We start from the raw sequence: 21,412 nt of genomic DNA, 5'->3' as shown, positions 1-21,412 counted from the left end.
GTAAAATGAGAGCTTTAAAAGGAAAAAATATGAGTATGGGCGAGATTATTGTCATTTTGGTTGTGGCGATTTTGGTGCTTGGACCTGAAAAATTGCCAAGTACAGCCGTGCAGATTGCTAAAATTTTAAGAGCATTAAAAAGACAAGTTGATGATGCAAAGGAAAGCATAGAAAAAGAGTTGCGTATAAGCGAACTAAAAGAAGAGGCGAAAAAGTATAAAGATGAAATGAGCGAATACAATCAAAACATAAGAAAAAAATTGAGTTTTGAAGAATTTGATGAACTAAAAGAAAATATCTTAAAAGAAAAAAAAGCCATTGATACGAGCTTAGAAGAAATCGCTCAAGACCTTAAAGAACTAGGTCAAAAAGAAGAGCCTAAAAGTGAGATAAACACCGAAAATTTAGCTTCCTCAAACACCCGGGATAAGCCTAAACTTGTGTCAAATTTAGATTCATCATCTCAAAATAAAACGGAAAATCAAAATGTTTGAAGAATTAAAACCTCATCTAGTCGAACTTAGAAAAAGACTTTTTATCTCTGTGGCTTGCGTTTTTGTGCTGTTTTTTGCGTGCTTTGGTTTTAATGAATATATCACGAAAATCCTTACCCTCCCACTTGAACGCGTTTTGCCTCAGGGTGCAAATCAAGTCAATTTTATCGAGCTTACAGAACCCTTTTTTAACGCTGTTAAAGTAAGTTTTTTTACAGCTTTTTTACTTTCTATGCCTGTGATTTTTTGGCAGTTTTGGAAATTTGTAGCACCCGGACTTTATGATAATGAAAAAAGACTAGTAGTTCCCTTTGTTGTGTGTGCTAGTATTATGTTTTTATTAGGGGCTAGCTTTTGTTATTTTATCGCTGTGCCTATGGCTTTTGATTTTTTTGTTGTTTTTGGACAAGCACATAATCTAAACCCAAATATCACCATAGCTCCTTACATAGACTTTTTAATCAAGCTTATGCTAGCTTTTGGGCTTGGCTTTGAACTTCCCATTATCACTTTTTTCCTTGCAAAACTCGGACTTGTAAATGATGCTATGCTAAAAAGGCATTTTAGGGTAGCGATTTTGGTTATTTTCATCTTTGCAGCCTTTATGACCCCTCCTGATGTGCTTTCTCAGCTTCTCATGGCAGGACCTTTGTGCTTACTTTATGGAATTTCTATTTTTGTTGCTAAAAAGGTCAATCCAGCTTCAAAAGAAGATGATGAAAATTTAGAGCAAGATACAAATGAATGAGGATTTGTTTTTAAAAAATTATGATTATTTTTTGCCAAAAGAACTTATAGCCTCAAAGCCCTTAGAAGATAAAGAACAAACTAGGCTTTTGATTTACGAAAGAAGCAAGGATAAGATCATTCATACTAAATTTAAATATTTGCAAGATTTTTTGCCAAACTGTGCCATTATTTTTAATGATACTAAGGTTATTAAAGCAAGGATTTTCGCAAAAAAGCCAAGTGGCAAGCTTTGTGAGCTTTTTTTTCACAAAAATTTAAGCCAAAATGAGTTTTTAGTTCAAATCAAGGGCAGAGTTAAAAAGGGGGATTTTTTAGATCTTGAAAAGGGGATAAAAATAAAAATTTTAAAGCTCAATGAGGACGGCACAAGGGTGGTTCGTTTTATTAAAAATGAGCTTTTTTTAAAGGATAGTGAAGTTTTTTCCTTGCTTGAAAAAATAGGGCATATCCCCTTGCCTCCTTACATAAAAAGAGCTGATGAAAAGGACGATGAAAAAGATTATCAAAGCATTTTTGCTAAAAATTTAGGAGCTGTGGCTGCACCAACGGCAAGCCTTCATTTTGATGAAAAAATTTTAAAAAAACTAGCTAAAAATCATGATTTTTATACCTTAACCTTGCATGTTGGAGCTGGGACCTTTAAAGGTGTTGAGTGTGAAAATATCAAAGATCATTTTATGCACAAAGAAGCTTATGAGCTAGAAAAAAAGCTAATAGAGCTTATAAAAAGCAAAGAGCCTATGCTTTGTGTGGGAACGACCACAACCAGAGCTATTGAGTATTTTGTAAGAACAAAGCTTGAAAAAGGCTGGTGTGATCTTTTTTTAAATCCCTTTAATAAACCCTTAAGAGTAAATCATTTGCTGACTAATTTCCACCTTCCAAAAACAAGTTTGATCATGCTTGTAGCTTCTTTTATAGGCAGGAAAAAAACCCTTGAGCTTTACGAAGAAGCTATCAAAGAAAAATACCGCTTTTATTCTTACGGGGATGCAATGCTTTTGGTATAACTATTCTACTGTTACGCTTTTGGCTAAATTTCGTGGCATATCTACATCATTTCCAAGTCTTATAGAAATTTCAAGAGCTAAGAGCTGTAAAACAAGCATCATCTCAAAAAACTCATTCATATAGTGCTTTTGCGGATTGATTTTAATAAGATCATCACTAAGATCAAAATCAAGAGCAGATATACAAAGCAGGGTTGAATCCCTTGCGATAAGCTCTTCTACATTTGATTTGACCTTTTCATAAAGCAGATGCTGGGGCATCAAAGCTATGGTATAAAGCTTGCTATCAGCTAGGGCTATAGGTCCGTGCTTCATCTCCCCGCTTGCATAACCTTCTGCATGCAAATAAGAAAGCTCCTTAAGCTTTAAAGCTCCTTCTAAGGCAAGAGGATAAAAGACATCTCGCCCTATGAAAAAAAAGCCATGCCCATCAAGATAGCGTTTGCTAAGCCTTCTTATCCTTTCGTGCAAGGTAGGCGAGACCACAACTACATTTGGAGTGTGTAAAAGTGCTTGCAAATGTTCATGTATATCAAAGCCCTTTTCTTTAGCGATATATAAAGAAATAGCCCACAAGGTAAGCATTTGAGAAGCAAAAGCCTTAGTTGAAGCCACGCCTTTTTCAATGCCAGCACGGGTTAGTATGCTAAGATGAGCAAGGCGGACTATGCTTGAATTATCCACATTGCAAATGGCAAAGGTTTTTGCTCCTTTTTGCTTGGCGATTTTAAGAGCTTCAAGGGTATCAGCAGTTTCCCCACTTTGAGAAATGACGATGAAAAGCGAATTTGGCGTGATTAAGGCGTCTTTATAGCGAAACTCGCTTGCGATTTCAACCTTGGTTTTGACCTTAGCCACCCTTTCAAACAAATAAGCACTAGCAAGGGCTGCGTGATAGCTCGTCCCACAAGCACAAAGCGTGATTTCGCTAAGCTCTTTTAAATTTTCATCTTTAAGCTCATCAAAAACGATCTCACCTCCCTCAACTCGCCCCATTAAAACCTCGCTTAAAACACGGCTTTGTTCATAAATTTCTTTTTCCATAAAAAAGCGAAAGCCGTCCTTTTGAGCATAGCTTTTATCTTGAGGTAGTTTAGTAAAAACAGGGGTTTTAAGCTTGTTATTTTCATAGATTGTTAGCTCATCTTTGCTTGCATAGCCAAAACTAAGATCTTCAAGATAAATCACATCTTCACAGTGCCCTATCAAAGGTGCATCGCCTGAGGAAAAGAAAAGCTCATTTTGAGCGTTTTTCCCCACGATCAAAGGTGCGGCGTTTTTAGCAAAGAAAATCTTTTCCTTATCTTTTTTGCTGATTAAAAGTATGGCAAAAGCACCCCTTAGCTCATGCACGCATTTTTCAAAAGCCTGCCAAGCCTCTAAATTTTTTGCATAATGCTCAAAAAGTGCCACGATAACCTCAGTATCAGTCTGGCTTAAAAAGCTCACGCCCTCTTTTTCAAGCTTTTCTTTAAGCTCTTTGTAATTTTCAATGATTCCATTATGTATCACGCAAGAATACTGCCCTAAATGTGGGTGTGCGTTGATCTCATTTGGCTTTCCATGCGTTGCCCATCTTGTGTGTCCTATGGCAAGTCCAAGCCCATTGCTTTCAAAGTTTTCGCATTTGTTTGCAAGATTATTTAGCTTGCCCACAGCCTTAAAAAAGCTTAGCTCCTCATCTTTAAGCACGGCTAAGCCGGCACTATCATAGCCTCTGTATTCAAGCTCTTTAAGTCCGTTTATGATCAAGGATTTTTTTTCTTTTTTGCCTATGTAGCCTACGATTCCACACATTTTTTACTCACTTATTAGGGTTTTTAAAATTTTTTCTTCATTTTCTATTAAATTTGGCGTTTTTAGAAAATAAAAGGTATTTCTGGTTCTTTGCCTTATGGTTTGGATTTTAGCCGCACTTAAAATAAGCTCAAATTCATTAAAAACGCTCATCAAATACGCCATTAAACCTTGCTCATCTTTGGTATTAAGATTAAGCTTGACATAAGTTTTAGAATACTCAAAGTCAAATTTTAGCTCATCTTTTTTAATATTTGGTTTTTTAAGCTTTGCTTTTGTTTTGCTTTGTAAATTTGAGCTTAAAAGGCTTTCAAGCCTTTCTTTTTGCTCATTTGAAATGATATTATCATACTCAAATTTCAAATAAAATTTATCATCAAAAAGTGGAAAAAAGCTCATAAAAATAAGATTTAGATGACTTAAGGCTTGTAAAATGTTTTCTAAATCAAGCTTTGAGTTTGCACACATTTCAAAAATAAGATTTTTATCGTTGTTAAACCAGAATTTAAATTCATTTTCTTGTGCGATTTTGGCGATTTTAACGATATCTTCAAAGGAATTTTTTATAAAGAAAAGATTTGATTTTATGTGCGTGATTTTATCTTGCAAAAGCGTGTTTGCTTCCAAAAATACCTTGCTTCGCTTAAGGGTTTGTTCTTTTTTAACCCTTCTTTGACTCTCATCTAAAAAGCTCTCGTCTAAAAAGCCCTCCTTGGCATTTGCAAGCAGTGTATCAAGACTTTTATAAAAGAAGTGGTTTTTATCTTGCAAAGCTCTTGCATTAATGAGGGTGAGTATATATAAAATTTTAAGATACTTTGGTTTTTCAAGTCTTGAGATAAGGTTAAAAATAATGGTTTCATTATAAATATCTTCTTTTAAGATAATATCTTTCATAAGTTTGAAATTTTTAAAAAGTTTTAAGCCAAATTCTAAAATATCACCTTTTATGTCAAGTTTTAAAGCATAGGCTCTGTAAATATTTGCTAAGGAAATTTCATTTTCTTCTTCAATGGCACTCATAAAAATACTGAGCTTCGCAACAGCTCGTTCATCTTCGTTTAAAGACTTTAATTCCTCAAATTCATCAAAACTTCTTTCAAATTCTTGCAAGCATAAAAGAGCATTTTCATCGCGACTTAAAACATGCTCTTCATCAAGCAAAAATCTTGTTTCGTAAAAGGGCTTGCATAAAATTTCAAGCAAAGAGCTATCTAAAAGAGCTTTTAAGATCGTAAAGCTATGTTTTTTATAAAAAATTTGTTTAAATTCGCTCAAGCTTTCTTCTAAATTTTTCTTGTTGATTTTTATTCTTTTTAGTGCAAAAATTAAACTCATATCGATTTGATAATCTTTATCCTCAAGTTCTAGCAAGGCTTTTAAGGCTGATTTTAAAGAAGTAAAATTTTTATTTGTAGCTAAAAGACCATTTTTTTCGGTGAAATTTTCGTTAATGATCTTAAAATCGGTTTTGTAATTTTTCTCCTTAATTTTTTGAGCTAAAAAATGAGTATAAATTCCCACACAATGCAGGCTTTGCATAGCTTTTTTGAGTAAACTTTCCTTAGCGTCCAAATTCTTTTTATCCTTTTTTTGCATAAGTGTGCAAAGCTCATCAAGCTCACTTAAAAATAGGGTATCAGTATCTTTTTTGCTTTGGATATTCATTGCTGATTTTAAGGAAAGCAAAAAATCCATAGCAAGTCTTAGCTCGCTAAGTTCTTTTTCGCTGATAAAATGAAGTGCGTAGTTTTTTGGGCTGTCCTTAAAAAGTGCGAGTAAAGAATCTAAATTTGCATAGTCATTTAGACCGCCAAAATCCCTTTGTATACTAAATTCTTGCTTAATAAAAGGCACATGATTACTTTGAAAATACTCAAATAAATTTAAAGCGTATTCATTTTTTTTAGAATCCAAAATAAGTTTAAATTTTTCTTTAGCATTCTTAAAAAGATATTTTGATCCACATAAATAACGAGTCCCCAAGATATCTAGTTCATGAGCATTTTTGCTTAAAAGTCCGTTGAGTTCACAAATTTGAGCTTGTATAACAAGATCAAGATCATTAAGAGCAGAAATCAAGGCTTTGATCATAGGTTTTACATTAAAACCCTTGATATCCTTATAAATAAAAAGTAAGTTAATAGCTTCATTTGCACAAAGTTTAAAATCACTATATTGTTTTGTTGCGATGATACAAAGGGGTATATTTTCAGGTAAGAAATCTTCAAAAAAATCTTCAAAAAAATCTTCCAAAAGGATATGAAATGCTTTTTTAATGAGTTTATCAATCTCTTTTGAATGATAAAGGCTAAAAGAACCCTGTTTTAAAAAATGCTTTAAATAATAAGACTGATATTCTTTAAATTCTTGCTTTAAAGGGCTAAACTCAAGCAAAAAAAATCCTTAAAATTTAAAAATGATTGAGCGATTTTAGCAAAAAATAATTTCTTAAAGCTTAAAAAATGGTATATTTTTTCAAAATTTTCATGCAAAAATAGAGCTGATTAATGTATTTTTTACATAATTTATCCTATAATCTTATCCCTTGTTTTATAAATCATTTTCCGCAAAGGACGATATTAGCTTTTCAAGCTTAGTTTATGAGGTTTTTGATGAGAAAAATATCTTTATTTATTTTTTTATTGTGTAGTGTGAAACTTTTTGCTTTAAATGATGCTGAGTTGATTAATTCAGAGAGTGCATACACCCAAGGCATTACAGGAAAAGGTGTTGTTGTTGGTGTAATTGATTCAGCTTTTAATGATCAACACCCAAGTTTGCAAGGTCAGGTTTTGGGTCAAATTTATTCTACCTTAGCAAGTGGACAAAATTACACACCTGATTTTAGCGTGGATACTCATGGAAGTCATGTAGCTGGTATTATCCTTGCAAAACGCACAGGAGCAAGTGATCCTCATGGAGTAGCTTATGAAGCACAGATGTATGGGGTGCAAAGTTTTGGAAGTAGCACAGGTTCAAGCACAATGACAGCTCCTGATGTGTATAATTATTTCAAAGATAAAAATATCAAGATCATTAACAACAGCTGGAATAGCTCTTATTACCCTGTTGCTGGTGTGAATGTGGATAAATATGATGCAAGTATTATTACTCAAAATCCACAATTTTTTCTTAATACAGCTTATGGAAATAGCCCAAATACAAAACAGCTAGCCGATCTTGCTAAGGATCAAAAAGTTTTATCTGTTTTTGCTGCTGGAAATGAGGGTATTATAAGTGCTGGACTTAATGGCATGATACCTCGTTATGATGAGGAGATAAGAAGTTATCTTGTAGTTGGAGCTTTGGATTCGCCTTTTGTGAGTAAAAATGCCACAAGTGGAAAGCTTGAGGTTTCAGCTAAAGGCTTAGCATCATATAGTAATGCTCTTTTAGGAGCTGAAAATTTTTCTCTAGTCGCACCAGGAACAGGTGTGAGTAATGTCAACTCAAATTTTGCAAGCTCTGGACAAAGCTTATACGCAGTAAAAAGTGGAACTTCCATGGCTGCACCTATGGTTAGTGGAGCAGCTGCTTTAGTGGCTCAAAAATTTAGCTTTTTAAATGGAAAGCAAATTGCTGATGTGCTTTTAAGCACTGCAAATAAAGACTATGAAGCCCCAAAGCTCACTGTAAAAGAAACAACTATTTCACAAAAAGTGTATTATACTATCATTTATATCGATACAGCTAATGCCCCAAATGCCACTGATATTGCTAGGATTAAGGCGGATTTACAAAGTGCTGGGTATTCTTCAACTGAGGCTGATAATATTACAAATAATCTTATTACAAATCATACTCCTATGCAAGGCTATGAGGCTGTGCGTAGTGTTAGTAAAGAAGCTCTTTTTGGGCAGGGCATACTTGATATTGAAAAAGCTTTAAAGGGTTTAGCAGTTCTTGATGCTAATAGGCTTAATACAAGTGATATTTTAAGTACTTATGGACAACAAGAAGCATATTATACACTTGATACTGCCGGAATTGATGCTGAGTTTAGCAATGATATAACTCAAAAAAAGTGGGAAGCTTCTTTACACCAGCAAAATGCCTTAAATTTACCCGCCATGCAAAATTTGAATGTAGGACTTATAAAAGAGGGAAATGGAAAATTAAGCTTAAGTGGAAATAACACTTACGAGGGCATGAGTGTTGTAAAACAAGGCGAATTGAGTTTGATTCAAAGAAATGCAAATGGTGGCAGGCTTAAAGGAAGTGTTCAGGTTTTAAATGGAGGTATTTTCAGCGGAAATGGTATCGTTGAACAAAATGTTAATAATGAAGGCATTGTTAGGGCTGGAAATGAAGATTTAAAGGATTTAACGATACAAGGAGCTTATACTCAAGGTGCTAATGCGAAACTGCAACTTGAGTTTGGAAATACTGGAAATTCAAAACTCATAGCCACAAGCTATAATATCAAGGGCTTTCTTGAATACATACCCCTTGCTCAATTTTATACAAACGGCACAGCTGTTGTCATAGATCTAGGTCAGTTACAGCCCCATCTTTTTGATTTTCAAGATGTGAGCGTGCAAAGTAGCAATTCTATGACCTTTACTCTTGATGCTGATTGGGTAAGTATTAATAAACCAGGTTCAGGAGGTAACACAAATCCTCCTGTGATCATACCAAGTATGAAAATAAACGCTTATGAAGTGAGTAATTCAAATATGGGAAGAGCTTTAAGATCTATTCGTGCAAGAACAGATCTTTCTCAGGCATATCAGGATTATTTTGCCTATCTTGATGATCCTAATCTCTCTTCATCAGCATTTCATGAGAGTTTAGAAAGTATCGAGAGCATTGATTATCTTAATACCGGTATTCAGCTTCTTTCACACCAATATAAAATTACTCAAAATAATCTCTTCACAGCTCTTAATCCGGTTTTCATCTCAAGTAACTTATATGCTCAAAAGCCTATTTTACTTGCCTATGCACCGCAGTTACAACAATATAGAAGCGATTCATACATTAATCTAGGTCTTTTTACTCCAGCTCCTGAACAAAGATATATCTTTTATCTTAGTCCAAGATATAAGTATTTAAATGGCGATGATTATAAGGGTGATAGTTTTGGCTTTGATTTGAGTTTTGGTGGGGCAAATGAGATTTCACAGCTTACTTTTAATTTTAATTATCTTCGCTCAAAGCTTGATTTTGATTATGCTGATTTCAAAAACAATTTTTACAATGCTTCTTTTAATCATGTTTTAAATTTGGATTATTTTAAGGTTTTAAACTCTGCAAGCTTAGGCTTAGCTACTAATAATATGAAAAGGCAGCTATATGCGAGCAATAATCTCATAAAAGCTGATTATAATAACCTATTAGCTTCTGGGCAAATAGGGCTTGCCAAGGATTTTGGAATTAATTTTTTAACGATAACCCCTTTGGCGTATTTTAATTATAATTTCTTGCAACAAGAAAGTTTTAAAGAAAATGATGGCTTATTTAGTAAAAAATATAAGGCTGTCAATCATCATTCAATATCTATGGCATGGGGACTTGATCTATCTTATGATCTTGAAAATGCTCCTTTAAAAACCTCCTTTTCAAGTTTTTTAACTTATGAGAGGATTTTAAGTGGGAGTGTGATCAAAAATAAGGTTCATTTTAATGATTTTCCTAATGATCAATTCACGCAAAGATATAGTTTGAGTAAGGATTTAGTAACTTGGGGTTTGGGCTATGAATTTGGATATTTTGATAAATTTATCCGTCTTCATTTTATCAATGAATTTGCTAAAAATCAATACAATTTTGATATCTTAGCCAATTTGGGTGTAAGATTTTAAAAATATTCAAAAACTAAAGGAAAATTTAACGATTTTTCATTATAATCAAGCTTTATTTTAACCTTTAGAGTAAGATGATGGAAAAACTTATTAAAACCCTAGAAAATGGCGAACGATTGAGTGAAGAACAAGCTTTTAAGCTCTATGATCTTGATCTTTTTACCTTGGCAAAATATGCTCATGAAAAACGTAGTAAGCTTCATGGAAAAAAGGTGTATTTTAACATAAATCGCCATATAAATCCTACAAATATTTGTGCAGATACTTGTAAATTCTGTGCCTTTTCAGCACACCGCAAAAATCCAAATCCTTATTTGATGAGTCATGAAGAGATTATGAAGATTGTTGATGATACGGTAAAAAATGATACAAAAGAAGTGCATATCGTATCAGCACATAATAAAGACACAAGCTGGCAATGGTATTTGGGTATTTTTAAGATGATTAAAGAAAAATATCCACAAATTCATATCAAAGCGATGACGGCAGCGGAAATCGACTTTTTACACCGCCGTTTTAAGATGAGCTACGAAGAAGTAATCGATAAAATGCTTGAATATGGCGTGGATTCGATGCCCGGAGGTGGAGCTGAAATTTTTGATGAGCAGGTGCGTAAAAAAATTTGCAATGGCAAGGTGAGTAGCGAAAATTGGCTTAAAATTCATGCTTTATGGCATAAAAAAGGTAGGCAAAGTAACGCTACCATGCTTTTTGGTCATATAGAAGAAAAGGAACATAGAATCGATCATATGTTAAGACTTCGTAAGCTTCAAGATGAAACAGGAGGTTTTAACGCCTTTATACCACTTGTTTGGCAGGTGGATAATAGCTTTTTAGAAGCTAAAAAGATCATGGATAGCGAGGAGATCTTAAAAACCATAGCTATTTCAAGACTTGTGCTTGATAATATCAAAAATATCAAGGCATATTGGGCAACCATGGGCATAAATTTAGCTATGGTGGCACAAGAATTTGGTGCAAATGATCTTGATGGCACTATAGAAAAAGAAAGCATACAAAGTGCTGGCGGGGCAAAATCAGCCAAGGGTCAAAGCCTAAAAACTTTCATCGATATGATAAAAACTTCAAATTTAATCCCCATCGAAAGAGATAGCTTGTATAATGAACTTAGGGTGTATTAGTTTTTGTGTAATTTTTTATTTTTGATTTTAAAAAATAATGATTTCAGAATAAATTTATAATTTTTTATGTATAATCAAACTCATGTTAATTTTAAATGAAAGGATATATCATGCAAGCGTTTAAATACCCTTGTTTTACAGATCATAAGAAAACAAATTTAAGAAATAAAGCTCTTATTTCTCTCATTTCTTCTGTCGTCCTGACTATCGTCAAATAATTTTTTCTTCACATTATTTTTATTATTGTTCAGTTTTTTGGTTGTTATGATTTTCATAACTTTACTTTAAATATGTTATAAATTTTTATCTTAAAAAGGAGGATAAGATGAAAAAATTTCATCTTGGTTTATGTGCTTTGGCACTTGCAGGTTTTGCTTGTGCAAAAGAAGTTAAAATAGGTGTTGTTTTGCCCCTGACGGGAAGCGTTGCTGCTTATGGGCAAGATGTTCTCATGGGCATAGAACTTGCTAATAAATTTCAAGCTAAGCTTAAAAACGGCGATGATGTAAAGCTTGTTGTTCTTGATAGCAAGGGAGATAAGGTAGAAAGTGCCACAGCTGCTACAAGGCTTGTTTCAGCAGATAAGGTTTTAGCCCTTATAGGAGAAGCTGTTACTCCAAATACCATGCAAGTTATTAGCGTAGCAGAAAGTAAAAAAATTCCTATGATAGCTCCTGTTGCCTCAGGCGATAAACTTTTAAATGGTAAAAAATACTCAAGCAGGGTTTGTTTTATGGATAGTTTTCAGGGTCAAAAATTTGCTGATTATGCCTTTAATACCTTAAATTTAAAAACAGCTGTTTTGATTACTGATCAAAGCAATGTGTATTCTTTGGGTTTATCCAAGGTTTTTGAGCAAAGCTTTACACAAAAAGGTGGAAAAATTCTTAAGAAATTTAATATCTCGTCAAATGACAAGGACTTTAAGGCTATCGTTTCGCAGCTTCAAGGTATAAATGCAGACTTTGTATATATGCCAATTTATCACCCAGAAGCTGCACTTATTGCTAAGCAAGCAAGAGCAGCAGGCTTTAAAGGGCTTTTAGCAGCAGGAGATGGGGTAAATAACAAGACCTTTATCGAGCTTGGAGGTAGTGCTGTAAATGGCGTGGTTTTTACGGATAGTTTTGATTATAATAACCCGCCAAATCAAATCAGCAAAAGTTTTCTTGATCTTTATGCTAAAGAAAAAGGCACAAGAGAGCTTCCAGCTTTTTCAGCCATGGGGGCAGATGCGTATTTGGTTGTGCTTGAAGCGATGAACAAATGTGAGACAAATTTAACAAGTGAGTGTATTAACAATGAAATCCACTCTATCACAAATTTTCAAAGCGTAGGTGGAACAATCAATATCAACAAAAGCGGTAACGCTAGTCGCTCAGTCGTTGTGAAAGAAATTCAAAACGAAAAACAAACATATAAGGCGACAATTAATCCATAAATTTTTTGAAGGAAATAAAAATATGAAAAAATTTCATCTTAGTTTATGTGCTTTAGCACTTACAAGTTTTGTATATGCAAAAGAAGTTAAAATAGGTGTTGTTTTACCCTTAAGTGGAGCTACTGCTGCTTATGGACAAAGTGCTTTAGAGGGGATTAAAATAGCTCATTTAATGCAAAATACCTTAAAAAATGGAGATAAGGTTGAGCTTGTTACTCTTGATTCAAGAGGAGATAAGGTAGAAAGTGCCACAGCTGCTACAAGGCTTATCGCACAAGATAAGGTGCTTGGATTTATAGGAGAAATGGTAACTGCAAATACCTTGCAGATCATGCGTGTAGCAGAAGATAAAAAAATTCCTCTCATTGCTCCTGCTGCAACGAGTGATAAGCTTTTAAATGGCAAAAAATACTCAAGCAGGGTTTGTTTTATGGATAGCTTTCAAGGCTCATCTTTAGCAAAATATGCTTTTAAAGACCTTTCTTATAAAAAGGCTGTGATTGTTATGGATCAAAGTACTGATTATTCTTTAGGTTTGGCTAAGGCTTTTGAAAAAGAATTTAAGCAAAATGGCGGAGAGATTTTAGCAAAATTAAGAGTAAGCTCTGGAGATAAAGACTATAAGGCTGTGATTGCTCAAATTGCAAATTTAAAGCCTGATTTTATTTATTTGCCAATTTATTATAACGAAGCAGCTCTTTTTGTGCGTCAGGCTAAAAATGTAAATTTAAACATAGCTATGGGATCAGCTGATGGGGTAGCTGATGAGACCTTTATCAAGCTAGCAAAAGATGCGAGCAATGGCTATATTTTCACAGATAGCTTTGATTATACTAATCCAACCACTAAGCTTAGCAAAGAATTTATCGCTGAGTTTGAAAAAAAGAACAAAACAAAAGAAGTTCCAAATTTTAGTGCCATGGGAGCCGATGCGTATTTTGTTATGTTTGAAGCTATGAATAAATGCACACATGATCTTACAAGTGAGTGCATTAACAAGCAAATTCATAGCACAAGTAATTTTCAAGGTGTTTCAGGTATTATAAACATTGATCAAAGCGGTAACGCTAGTCGCTCAGTCGTTGTGAAAGAAATTCAAAACGAAAAACAAACATATAAGGCGACAATTAATCCATAAATTTTTTGAAGGAAATAAAAATATGAAAAAATTTCATCTTAGTTTATGTGCTTTAGCACTTACAAGTTTTGTATATGCAAAAGAAGTTAAAATAGGTGTTGTTTTACCCTTAAGTGGAGCTACTGCTGCTTATGGACAAAGTGCTTTAGAGGGGATTAAAATAGCTCATTTAATGCAAAATACCTTAGACAATGGAGATAAGGTTGAGCTCGTTATAACTGATGATAAGGGCGAGAAGATAGAAGCAGCAAATTCAGCCACAAGACTTATAGCTACAGATGAAGTTTTAGCACTGATAGGGGAAATGACAACAGCACATTTTTTACAAGTCGTGCGTATAGCCCAAAAAGATAAGATCCCAGTGATTTCTCCAGCAGCTTCATCTGCAAAAATAACAGATAAACCCTATGCTGCTAGAGTAAGTTTTTCAGATAATTTACAAGGAGAAGTTCTTGCACGATATGCTATAACAAAAATGAGCTTCAAAGAAACCGTGATCGTGCTTGATCAAAGTAATGATTTTTCTTTAAATTTAGCCAAGGTTTTTGAAAAAGAATTTGTAAAAAATGGAGGAAAAATCAAAGAAAAGATAAGGATAAGCACAGGAGATAAGGACTTTAAGGCAATTATTTCTAAGATTAAAACCATAAATCCTGAATTTATCTTTATCCCTATTTTTTATCACGAAGCAGCACTTTTTGCAAGACAAGCCCTTGCGATGAATGTTAAAATTCCAACCCTCAGCGGTTGGGGTATAGCTGATCAAAAATTTATAGAGCTTGCAGGCGAGGCGGCAAATGGCTATATTTTTAGCGATAGTTTTGATTTTAATAACCCTCAAACCAAGCTTAGCAAAGAATTTATCGCTGAGTTTGAAAAAAAGAACAAAACAAAAGAAGTTCCAAATTTTAGTGCCATGGGAGCCGATGCGTATTTTGTTATGTTTGAAGCTATGAATAAATGCACACATGATCTTACAAGTGAGTGTATTAACAAGCAAATTCATAGCACAAGTAATTTTCAAGGTGTTTCAGGTATTATAAACATTGATCAAAGCGGCGAAACAAAAAGATCTGTCGTGATCAAAGAAGTAAAAGATTTGAAACAAGTTTTCAAAGACATTATCAACCCTTAGGATAGTTCAAAATGGATACCACTCTTTTTTTTCAGCAACTCATCAACGCCCTTTCTCTAGGCTCGATGTATGCACTCATAGCCATAGGTTATACTATGGTTTATGGGGTTTTAAGGCTTATTAATTTTGCTCATGGCGAAATTATGATGGTTGGAGCTTATGCGGCTTTATTTTGCATAACGATTTTAAATGTGCCTTTTTTGGGTGCTTTAAGTCTTGCTATGATTTTTGCTGCCTTAGTGGGTATAAGTATAGATAAAATCGCCTACAAGCCCCTAAGAAATGCTCCTAAAATTTCTCTTCTTATCACAGCCATAGGAATGAGTTATTTGATACAAAATCTTTTCAATGTCATCTTTGGCTCAGCAGCACTTTCTTTCCCTGTGCCAAGTTATTTGGAAAAAGTTATAGAATTTAAGGGCTTAAGCATAAGTGTGATTTCTATTTTTGTGCCTGTGCTTACCTTTGTTATCCTACTTTTTGTACTTTTTGTGCTTTACAAAAGTAAATACGGCGTTGCGATAAGAGCCTTAGCCTTTGACATACAAACTGTGAGCTTAATGGGCATTGATGCAAATAAAATCATAGCTTTAGTTTTTGCTCTAGGATCAGCTCTAGCTGCTGTTGGAGGGGTTTTTTGGGCGATAAATTATCCTTCTATCGATCCTCACATGGGCGTATTAATCGGTCTAAAAGCCTTTGCAGCAGCTGTTTTAGGAGGGATAGGCTCTGTTGTGGGTGCTGTTTTAGGAGGACTTATCATAGGTTTTTCTGAAGTGATTGTTGTTGCGTTTTTTCCGGAGCTTTCAGGTTTTAAAGATGCCTTTGCCTTTATCTTTTTAGTTTTTATCTTGCTTTTTAAACCTACGGGAATTTTAGGTATAAACTATGAAAGGAGCAGATTTTAATGAGTATGAGTAAAAATAAATTTGCACATTTTGCTTTTTTAGCACTTGCCTTGCTTTTTATCGTTTTTAGTCCAAATTTTTTTAGTGATTATGGCAACCAAATTTTAAATAATATCGCTATTTTTATCATCTTAGCAGTAAGTTATAATCTCATCAACGGCGTTACAGGGCAGTTTTCTTTAGAGCCTAATGGCTTTGTGGCTGTTGGAGCATACGCAGCAGCTTTGATACTTTTAAGCTCTGATAATAAAATCGATCAATTCGTACTTGAAGATCCAAGTTCTTTTATTTTAGCCTTTCATTCGAGTTCTTTTATCTTTGCTTTGTTCATGGGAGGACTTTTAGCAGCTTTACTTGCCTTGCTTCTTTCTTTTGCGGTGTTTCGAGTAAGAGGAGATTACCTAGCTATCGTAACTTTGGGTTTTGGTATCATCATCAAGCTTTTAGCTATAAATTTTCCAAGTATCACAAATGGTTCTTTAGGACTTAATGATCTGCCAAGACATTCAAATCTTTACTACACAGGAGGAGCTGCCATTATAGCTGTGATTTTGATCCTAAATTTAGTGTATTCAAAATATGGTCGTGCTATGCGTGCGATTAGAGATGATGAAGATGCAGCTAGTGCTATGGGGATCAATGCTTTTTGGATCAAAACCCTTGCTTTTTGCACCTCAGCCTTTTTAGAAGGCGTTGGAGGAGGACTTTTAGCTTGTTTGCTTGCTTCAGTAAGTCCTGAGCAGTTTGACTTTTTGCTTACTTTTCAGCTTCTTATCATCATCGTTTTAGGTGGGCTTGGATCTACAAGTGGAGCTATTTTGGGAGCATTTTTGGTCATTGGTGGGGCTGAGTGGCTTAGATTTTTAGATGAAAGTATGAATATCTTTGGCTATGAAACACCTGCAATGCCGGGTTTTAGAATGGTTGTTTTTTCACTTATTTTGATCCTTGTTATGCTTTTTGCACGAAAAGGACTTTTAGGCGATAAAGAAATCCTTGATTTTTTCAAAAAAAGGAATAAAAAATGATACTTGAGCTTAAAAATATCAACAAAAATTTCAATGGTGTCCAAGCCATAAGTGATACAAGTTTTGGTATCAAAGAAGGAGAAATTTTTACTCTCATAGGACCAAATGGTGCTGGAAAAACAACGCTTTTTAACATCATCACTGGAAATTATAAACCAAGTAGCGGGCAAGTTTTTTTCAAAGATAAGTTGATCAATGAGCTAAAGCCTCATAAAATCGTTCATTTAGGTATAGCAAGAACCTTTCAAAATATACGCCTTTTTTCAAGCATGAGCGTGCTTGAAAATGTGCTTATAGGCTTTGATCAAAGTATAAAATACAATGTTTTAGAAGCTTTTTTGCATTTGGGGCGTTTTAGTAAAAGCGAAAAAGAGGCTAGAAAAAAAGCCTTGGAACTTTTAGAAGAGCTTTCAATTGCTGATCTTGCACATGAAAAGGCAACAAGCTTAAGCTATGGACAGCAAAGAAAGGTTGAAATCGCAAGAGCAATGGCTACAAACCCTAGCTTACTTTTGCTTGATGAGCCAGCTGCTGGTATGAACTCAGCTGAAAGCTTAGAGCTTGCAAATTTGATCTTAAAGCTAAGAAAGGATTATAAGATCAGCGTTTTGTTGATAGAACATGATATGAATTTTGTGCATAAGCTTTGTGATAGGGTTTTGGTGCTTGATTATGGTAAGGTGATTTTTGAGGGTAAGATTGAAGAGGCGGTAAAAAACGAAGAAGTTATTGCTGCTTATTTGGGCGATTTTCATGGAGAAAAATAATGTTAGTGGTTAAAGATTTAAAGGTTTATTATGGCTTGATTGAAGCTTTAAAGGGCATAAGTTTTGATATAAAAACAGGGCAAATCATCACACTTATAGGTTCAAATGGTGCTGGAAAAACATCAACTCTTAATGCTATTTTAAACCGCGTGAAAAAAAAGGGCGAAATTAGCTTTTTGGGCTATGAGACAAAAAGACATTCAACACATGCCTTAGTGCAAAAAGGCATAGCCTTAGTTCCTGAGGGTAGAAAAATTTTTATCAATCTTAGCGTTGAAGAAAATTTAAAAATCGGAGCTTTTAACAATGGAGAAAATTATGAGCATTTAAAAGAGCAGATGTATAAGCTTTTTCCGCGTCTTAAGGCTAAAAGACAAAGTTTAGCAGGAAATTTAAGTGGTGGAGAAGCTCAAATGCTTGCGATTTCAAGAGCTTTGATGAGTGAGCCTAAGCTTTTAATGCTTGATGAACCATCTTTAGGACTTGCTCCAAAGATCGTAGGAGAGGTGTTTGATATCATTGTGAGACTAAAAGAAGAGGGCATTACCATACTTTTAGTTGAACAAAATGCCTTTTCAGCCCTTAAAATAAGTGATTATGCCTATGTTTTGGAAAATGGAAAGCTTGTTATGCAAGGCGTGGCAAGCGAGCTTATAGGAAATGATGAAATTCGCAAAAGATACTTAGGAATTTAATATTAGATTAACTTTAATATAATAAATTTACAAAAAATTTATTCTACCTAGGGACTTGATGAAAAATATTATCCAAAATTTTGGCGATTTGAAAATTTCTATTGCTTTATTTTTACTTTTTGCACTTTTTTGTGCCTTGGCAACTTTTATTGAAAGTGCTTATGGCACACCAACTGCTTGGGCTATGATTTATGGCACGCTGTGGTTTGGATTTATACAGCTACTTTTAGGTTTAAATCTTGCTTGTGCAATGTTTAGATATAAAATGTTCATGCTTAAAAAACTTCCTCTTGCTCTTTTTCATTTTTCATTTTTATTTATCTTACTTGGTGCTGCTATGACTAGATATATGGGCTTTGAAGGAAATTTACATATCAGAGAAAACGAAGAAAATGCTATCATTGAAAGCTCTAAATCTTTTATCAAAATGTCAGCTTTTAAAGAGGGACAAACTTACGGCACAGCTGCGATGAAAGATATAGGACTTTTGCCTTTTGCAAATGATTTGAAGCTTGTTTTAGATATAGATGGACAAAAGGCTAAGCTTAGTTATAAAAATTTACTCCTTGATGCAAAAAAAGTTTTTAGCGAAGATGAAAATGCTTCTGGCTTGCTTGCTTTAATGCTTTCAAATGACCAAGGGCAAACCTTAGAACTTGTTTTAAATGAAGGAGAAGTTCAAAATGTAGCTGGTATAAATTTTGCCTTTTTAAACGATGAGGTTACAAGCCCTTATGTGAAAATTGATAAAAATTTGAAGTTAAGCTCAAGTGAAAATCTTAATTTTATGCAAATGAGTGATGGCTCGAGTTCAAAACTTCAAGCACAAAGTGTTGCAAACAGCGAAGAAAAAAGACTTTATACCCTTGATAATATAAATTTTGTTGTTAAATTTGTCTCACTTCATGCAAAAGAAGAGATCAAAGGAGCAAATCGCCCACAAGATGATAGCTTTTGGCTTTGGTTTAAAAACTCTTGGCTTGAGCTTTTTAGAACAGGTTTGATTTCCTTGTTTGGAGAGCCACAAAACTGGAAAAATAGTCTCTTGCTTAGTATGAAAGACTTTGCTATGAGTAAAGAATACCAAGCTTTAGAACTTTCTCAAAATGCAAGAAATGCTTTAGAATTAGAGCTTGAGTATAAGGGCGTGAAGAAAAATTTATATGTTTTTGAAGAAGCAAGTCCGGTGATCCTTGACTTTGGAGTGGAGAAATTTTTTGTTGCTTGGAGTACTTCAACAATGAATTTACCATTTTCTCTTTATCTTAAAGACTTTATTCTTGATCGTTATCCAGGTTCTATGTCTCCACAATCTTATGCAAGCGAAGTTATAGTAAAAGATGATGACAATGAATTTGATTTTAGGATATTTATGAACAATGTGCTTGATTATAGAGGTTTTAGACTTTATCAAAGCTCTTATGATCAAGATGAGCTAGGCACTATACTTTCTGTCAATAAAGATCCGGGCAAAATCCCAACTTACATAGGTTATTTTTTACTTTGTTTGGGAATGTTTCTTAGTCTTTTAAATCCAAATTCTCGCTTTAGAATCTTAGCAAAACTTGTAAGCCGTGATAGTCTTAAAAATATAGCTGTGGCTTTGTTTTGTTTAGGTGTGATTTATAATTTTCAAAGCGTTCAAGCTGAGGAAAATCAACTTCCTCTCATCAGCAAAGAACACAGCAAACAATTTGCCTTTTTAGCTGTGCAGAAAAACGGAAGAATTGTTCCTTTTGATACTTTAGCTATGGAAATTTTAGAAAAAGTATATAAAGATACGAACTATAAAGGACAAGATGCAAGTGGTGTGATACTTTCTATGCTTGTTGATTTTAGAGCTTGGAGTAAAGAGCCTATCATCATCATGCCAAGAAATAAGGGTGTAAATGAAGAGATTTCTAAAATTTTAGGGATAAATCCTAGTAAGTATGTGAGCATACTTGATTTTTTTGATGAAAAAACAGGTTATAAGCTTACAAAATATGTTGAAAATGCAAATAGAAAAAGTCCTAATGCAAGAGGAGTATTTGATAAAGAGCTTATCAAGCTTGATGAAAGAGCAAATATAGTCAATCTTGTTTTAAGTACCGAGCTTTTTAGGATCTTTCCTCAAGAAGATGCTAACAACACCACTTGGCTTAATCCTTTTGAAGTACTTGAAGATAAAGAGCAAAAAAACCCTCTTGCCTCCTTGCTCCTTAGAAATTATTTTATCAATCTTGATAAAGCCTTAAATACAAATGATTACACCGAGGCTAATAAGGCTTTAGAAGCTCTTAAACTCTATCAGCAAAAAATGGGTGCAAGCATTATGCCAAGTGAAAATAAAATCGCTACTGAAGTTTTTGTCAATCACGCTCAAATTTTTGTAAAGCTTACCCCTTTATATCTTTTAGCTGGAGCCTTGCTTTTGATCTTGATTTTGGCAAAGATGATACAAACAAAGATCAAGATCAATTTTATCTTTAAACTTGTTTATATTTGCAATATCATCGCCTTTCTTATCCATACCCTAGGACTTATCTTAAGAGCTTATTTAGCTGATCATGCACCTTGGAGTAATGCGTATGAAAGTATGGTGTATATCGCTTGGGCTTTGGCTTTGAGTGGTATTTTCTTTTCAAGAAAAAGCCCTATTGCTCTAGCCTTAACCTCTATCCTAGCAGGCGTTGTTTTGCATGTGGCACATCTTGGGGAAATGGATCCGCAAATTACAAATTTAGTTCCTGTTTTAAAATCGTATTGGCTAAGTATCCATGTTTCTGTTATTACTGCTAGTTATGGATTTTTAGGGCTTTGTTGCTTACTTGGAATCTTTGTTTTGATTTTAATGTGCTTTTTGAAAAAAGAGGGCAAACACAATGAAAATATCTTAAGAAATATCACAGAAGCAAGTAGGATTAATGAAATGGCTATGATTTTGGGCTTGATCTTGCTTACTATAGGCAATTTTCTAGGTGCGATTTGGGCAAATGAAAGCTGGGGTAGGTATTGGAGCTGGGATTCTAAGGAAACTTGGGCTTTGATCAGTATATTAATTTATGCTGCTGTGCTTCATATGCGTTTAGTTCCTAAATTTAACAATCAATACAGCTTTGCACTTTGGTCTATGTTTGCGTATTGGAGCATTATAATGACTTATTTTGGAGTTAATTATTTCTTAGTGGGACTTCATTCTTACGCTGCAGGAGAGGCAGCACAAATTCCTCCTTCTGCGTATTATAGCTTTTTATTTATGTTAATTTTAGGTATTATAAGTTCTTATAAAAAACAATTTATTAAAAAATTATAAGGGAT

Annotated in this window: 15 protein-coding genes; 13 read left to right on the top strand and 2 right to left on the bottom strand. The window is 34.1% G+C overall.

Annotation, left to right across the window (positions count from 1 at the left end; genetic code table 11):
* Positions 1-29 precede the first annotated feature (29 nt).
* From tatB to queA, 3 genes are read left to right on the top strand one after another with little or no spacing between them, the layout of a single operon-like run.
* Positions 30-494, top strand: coding sequence for a Sec-independent protein translocase protein TatB (tatB, locus tag DMB92_RS02210; protein WP_142681421.1), 465 nt, complete (start codon positions 30-32; stop codon positions 492-494).
* Positions 487-1,242: a twin-arginine translocase subunit TatC gene (gene tatC, locus DMB92_RS02205; RefSeq protein WP_142681420.1), complete on the top strand. Its 756-nt coding sequence runs from the start codon at positions 487-489 to the stop codon at positions 1,240-1,242. The genes tatB and tatC overlap by 8 nt, the downstream gene beginning before the upstream one ends.
* Positions 1,235-2,254: a tRNA preQ1(34) S-adenosylmethionine ribosyltransferase-isomerase QueA gene (gene queA / locus DMB92_RS02200; protein WP_142681419.1), complete on the top strand. Its 1,020-nt coding sequence runs from the start codon at positions 1,235-1,237 to the stop codon at positions 2,252-2,254. The genes tatC and queA overlap by 8 nt, the downstream gene beginning before the upstream one ends.
* Here queA and glmS read toward each other — a convergent pair whose 3' ends face one another.
* Both glmS and DMB92_RS02190 read right to left on the bottom strand, forming a co-directional pair.
* On the bottom strand, positions 2,255-4,051 hold the full coding sequence (glmS, locus tag DMB92_RS02195; RefSeq protein WP_142681418.1) for a glutamine--fructose-6-phosphate transaminase (isomerizing): 1,797 nt from the start codon (positions 4,049-4,051) through the stop codon (positions 2,255-2,257).
* Between the two features lie 3 nt (positions 4,052-4,054).
* Complete coding sequence (locus tag DMB92_RS02190) at positions 4,055-6,448, bottom strand: nucleotidyltransferase (protein WP_142681417.1); 2,394 nt, start codon at positions 6,446-6,448, stop codon at positions 4,055-4,057.
* 218 nt (positions 6,449-6,666) lie between these two features.
* Here DMB92_RS02190 and DMB92_RS02185 point away from each other — a divergent pair, with 218 nt between their 5' ends.
* The 10 genes from DMB92_RS02185 (at position 6,667) to ccsB (ending at position 21,407) form a co-directional block, all read left to right on the top strand.
* The gene (locus DMB92_RS02185; RefSeq protein ID WP_142681416.1) at positions 6,667-9,858 is read left to right on the top strand and encodes a S8 family serine peptidase; all 3,192 of its coding nucleotides are present in this window, start codon (positions 6,667-6,669) and stop codon (positions 9,856-9,858) included.
* Positions 9,859-9,935: 77 nt separating this feature from the next.
* Entirely contained in the window at positions 9,936-11,000 is a 1,065-nt protein-coding gene (gene mqnE / locus DMB92_RS02180; protein ID WP_142681415.1) for an aminofutalosine synthase MqnE, read from the top strand.
* A 325-nt stretch (positions 11,001-11,325) separates the two neighbouring features.
* Complete coding sequence (locus DMB92_RS02175) at positions 11,326-12,441, top strand: ABC transporter substrate-binding protein (protein WP_142681414.1); 1,116 nt, start codon at positions 11,326-11,328, stop codon at positions 12,439-12,441.
* A gap of 22 nt (positions 12,442-12,463) precedes the next feature.
* Positions 12,464-13,579: an ABC transporter substrate-binding protein gene (locus DMB92_RS02170; RefSeq protein WP_142681413.1), complete on the top strand. Its 1,116-nt coding sequence runs from the start codon at positions 12,464-12,466 to the stop codon at positions 13,577-13,579.
* Between the two features lie 22 nt (positions 13,580-13,601).
* Positions 13,602-14,714, top strand: coding sequence for an ABC transporter substrate-binding protein (locus tag DMB92_RS02165; protein ID WP_142681412.1), 1,113 nt, complete (start codon positions 13,602-13,604; stop codon positions 14,712-14,714).
* Positions 14,715-14,725: 11 nt separating this feature from the next.
* Positions 14,726-15,622, top strand: coding sequence for a branched-chain amino acid ABC transporter permease (locus DMB92_RS02160; protein WP_142681411.1), 897 nt, complete (start codon positions 14,726-14,728; stop codon positions 15,620-15,622).
* 5 nt (positions 15,623-15,627) lie between these two features.
* Positions 15,628-16,650 (top strand): branched-chain amino acid ABC transporter permease, encoded by a 1,023-nt coding sequence (locus DMB92_RS02155; RefSeq protein WP_142681582.1) that lies wholly within the window; start codon positions 15,628-15,630, stop codon positions 16,648-16,650.
* Positions 16,647-17,417: an ABC transporter ATP-binding protein gene (locus DMB92_RS02150; RefSeq protein ID WP_142681410.1), complete on the top strand. Its 771-nt coding sequence runs from the start codon at positions 16,647-16,649 to the stop codon at positions 17,415-17,417. The genes DMB92_RS02155 and DMB92_RS02150 overlap by 4 nt, the downstream gene beginning before the upstream one ends.
* Positions 17,417-18,112, top strand: coding sequence for an ABC transporter ATP-binding protein (locus tag DMB92_RS02145; protein ID WP_142681409.1), 696 nt, complete (start codon positions 17,417-17,419; stop codon positions 18,110-18,112). The genes DMB92_RS02150 and DMB92_RS02145 overlap by 1 nt, the downstream gene beginning before the upstream one ends.
* 58 nt (positions 18,113-18,170) lie before the next feature.
* On the top strand, positions 18,171-21,407 hold the full coding sequence (gene ccsB, locus DMB92_RS02140; RefSeq protein WP_142681408.1) for a c-type cytochrome biogenesis protein CcsB: 3,237 nt from the start codon (positions 18,171-18,173) through the stop codon (positions 21,405-21,407).
* Positions 21,408-21,412 lie beyond the last annotated feature (5 nt).

It is taken from the genome of Campylobacter sp. MIT 99-7217 (genome assembly GCF_006864365.1).
Classification (GTDB): domain Bacteria; phylum Campylobacterota; class Campylobacteria; order Campylobacterales; family Campylobacteraceae; genus Campylobacter_D.
The sequence above is the reverse complement of the archived record's forward strand: the minus strand, read 5'-3'. Positions and strand labels throughout refer to the sequence as shown.

Bases quoted from the DNA above. Each gene is read 5' to 3' on its own strand.
- ccsB (WP_142681408.1), top strand. From the start codon at position 18,171: ATGAAAAATATTATCCAAAATTTTGGCGATTTGAAAATTTCTATTGCT.
- DMB92_RS02175 (WP_142681414.1), top strand. From the start codon at position 11,326: ATGAAAAAATTTCATCTTGGTTTATGTGCTTTGGCACTTGCAGGTTTT.
- tatC (WP_142681420.1), top strand. From the start codon at position 487: ATGTTTGAAGAATTAAAACCTCATCTAGTCGAACTTAGAAAAAGACTT.
- DMB92_RS02145 (WP_142681409.1), top strand. From the start codon at position 17,417: ATGTTAGTGGTTAAAGATTTAAAGGTTTATTATGGCTTGATTGAAGCT.
- tatB (WP_142681421.1), top strand. From the start codon at position 30: ATGAGTATGGGCGAGATTATTGTCATTTTGGTTGTGGCGATTTTGGTG.
- DMB92_RS02150 (WP_142681410.1), top strand. From the start codon at position 16,647: ATGATACTTGAGCTTAAAAATATCAACAAAAATTTCAATGGTGTCCAA.
- DMB92_RS02155 (WP_142681582.1), top strand. From the start codon at position 15,628: ATGAGTAAAAATAAATTTGCACATTTTGCTTTTTTAGCACTTGCCTTG.
- DMB92_RS02165 (WP_142681412.1), top strand. From the start codon at position 13,602: ATGAAAAAATTTCATCTTAGTTTATGTGCTTTAGCACTTACAAGTTTT.
- queA (WP_142681419.1), top strand. From the start codon at position 1,235: ATGAATGAGGATTTGTTTTTAAAAAATTATGATTATTTTTTGCCAAAA.
- DMB92_RS02185 (WP_142681416.1), top strand. From the start codon at position 6,667: ATGAGAAAAATATCTTTATTTATTTTTTTATTGTGTAGTGTGAAACTT.
- glmS (WP_142681418.1), bottom strand. From the start codon at position 4,051: ATGTGTGGAATCGTAGGCTACATAGGCAAAAAAGAAAAAAAATCCTTG.
- mqnE (WP_142681415.1), top strand. From the start codon at position 9,936: ATGGAAAAACTTATTAAAACCCTAGAAAATGGCGAACGATTGAGTGAA.
- DMB92_RS02160 (WP_142681411.1), top strand. From the start codon at position 14,726: ATGGATACCACTCTTTTTTTTCAGCAACTCATCAACGCCCTTTCTCTA.
- DMB92_RS02170 (WP_142681413.1), top strand. From the start codon at position 12,464: ATGAAAAAATTTCATCTTAGTTTATGTGCTTTAGCACTTACAAGTTTT.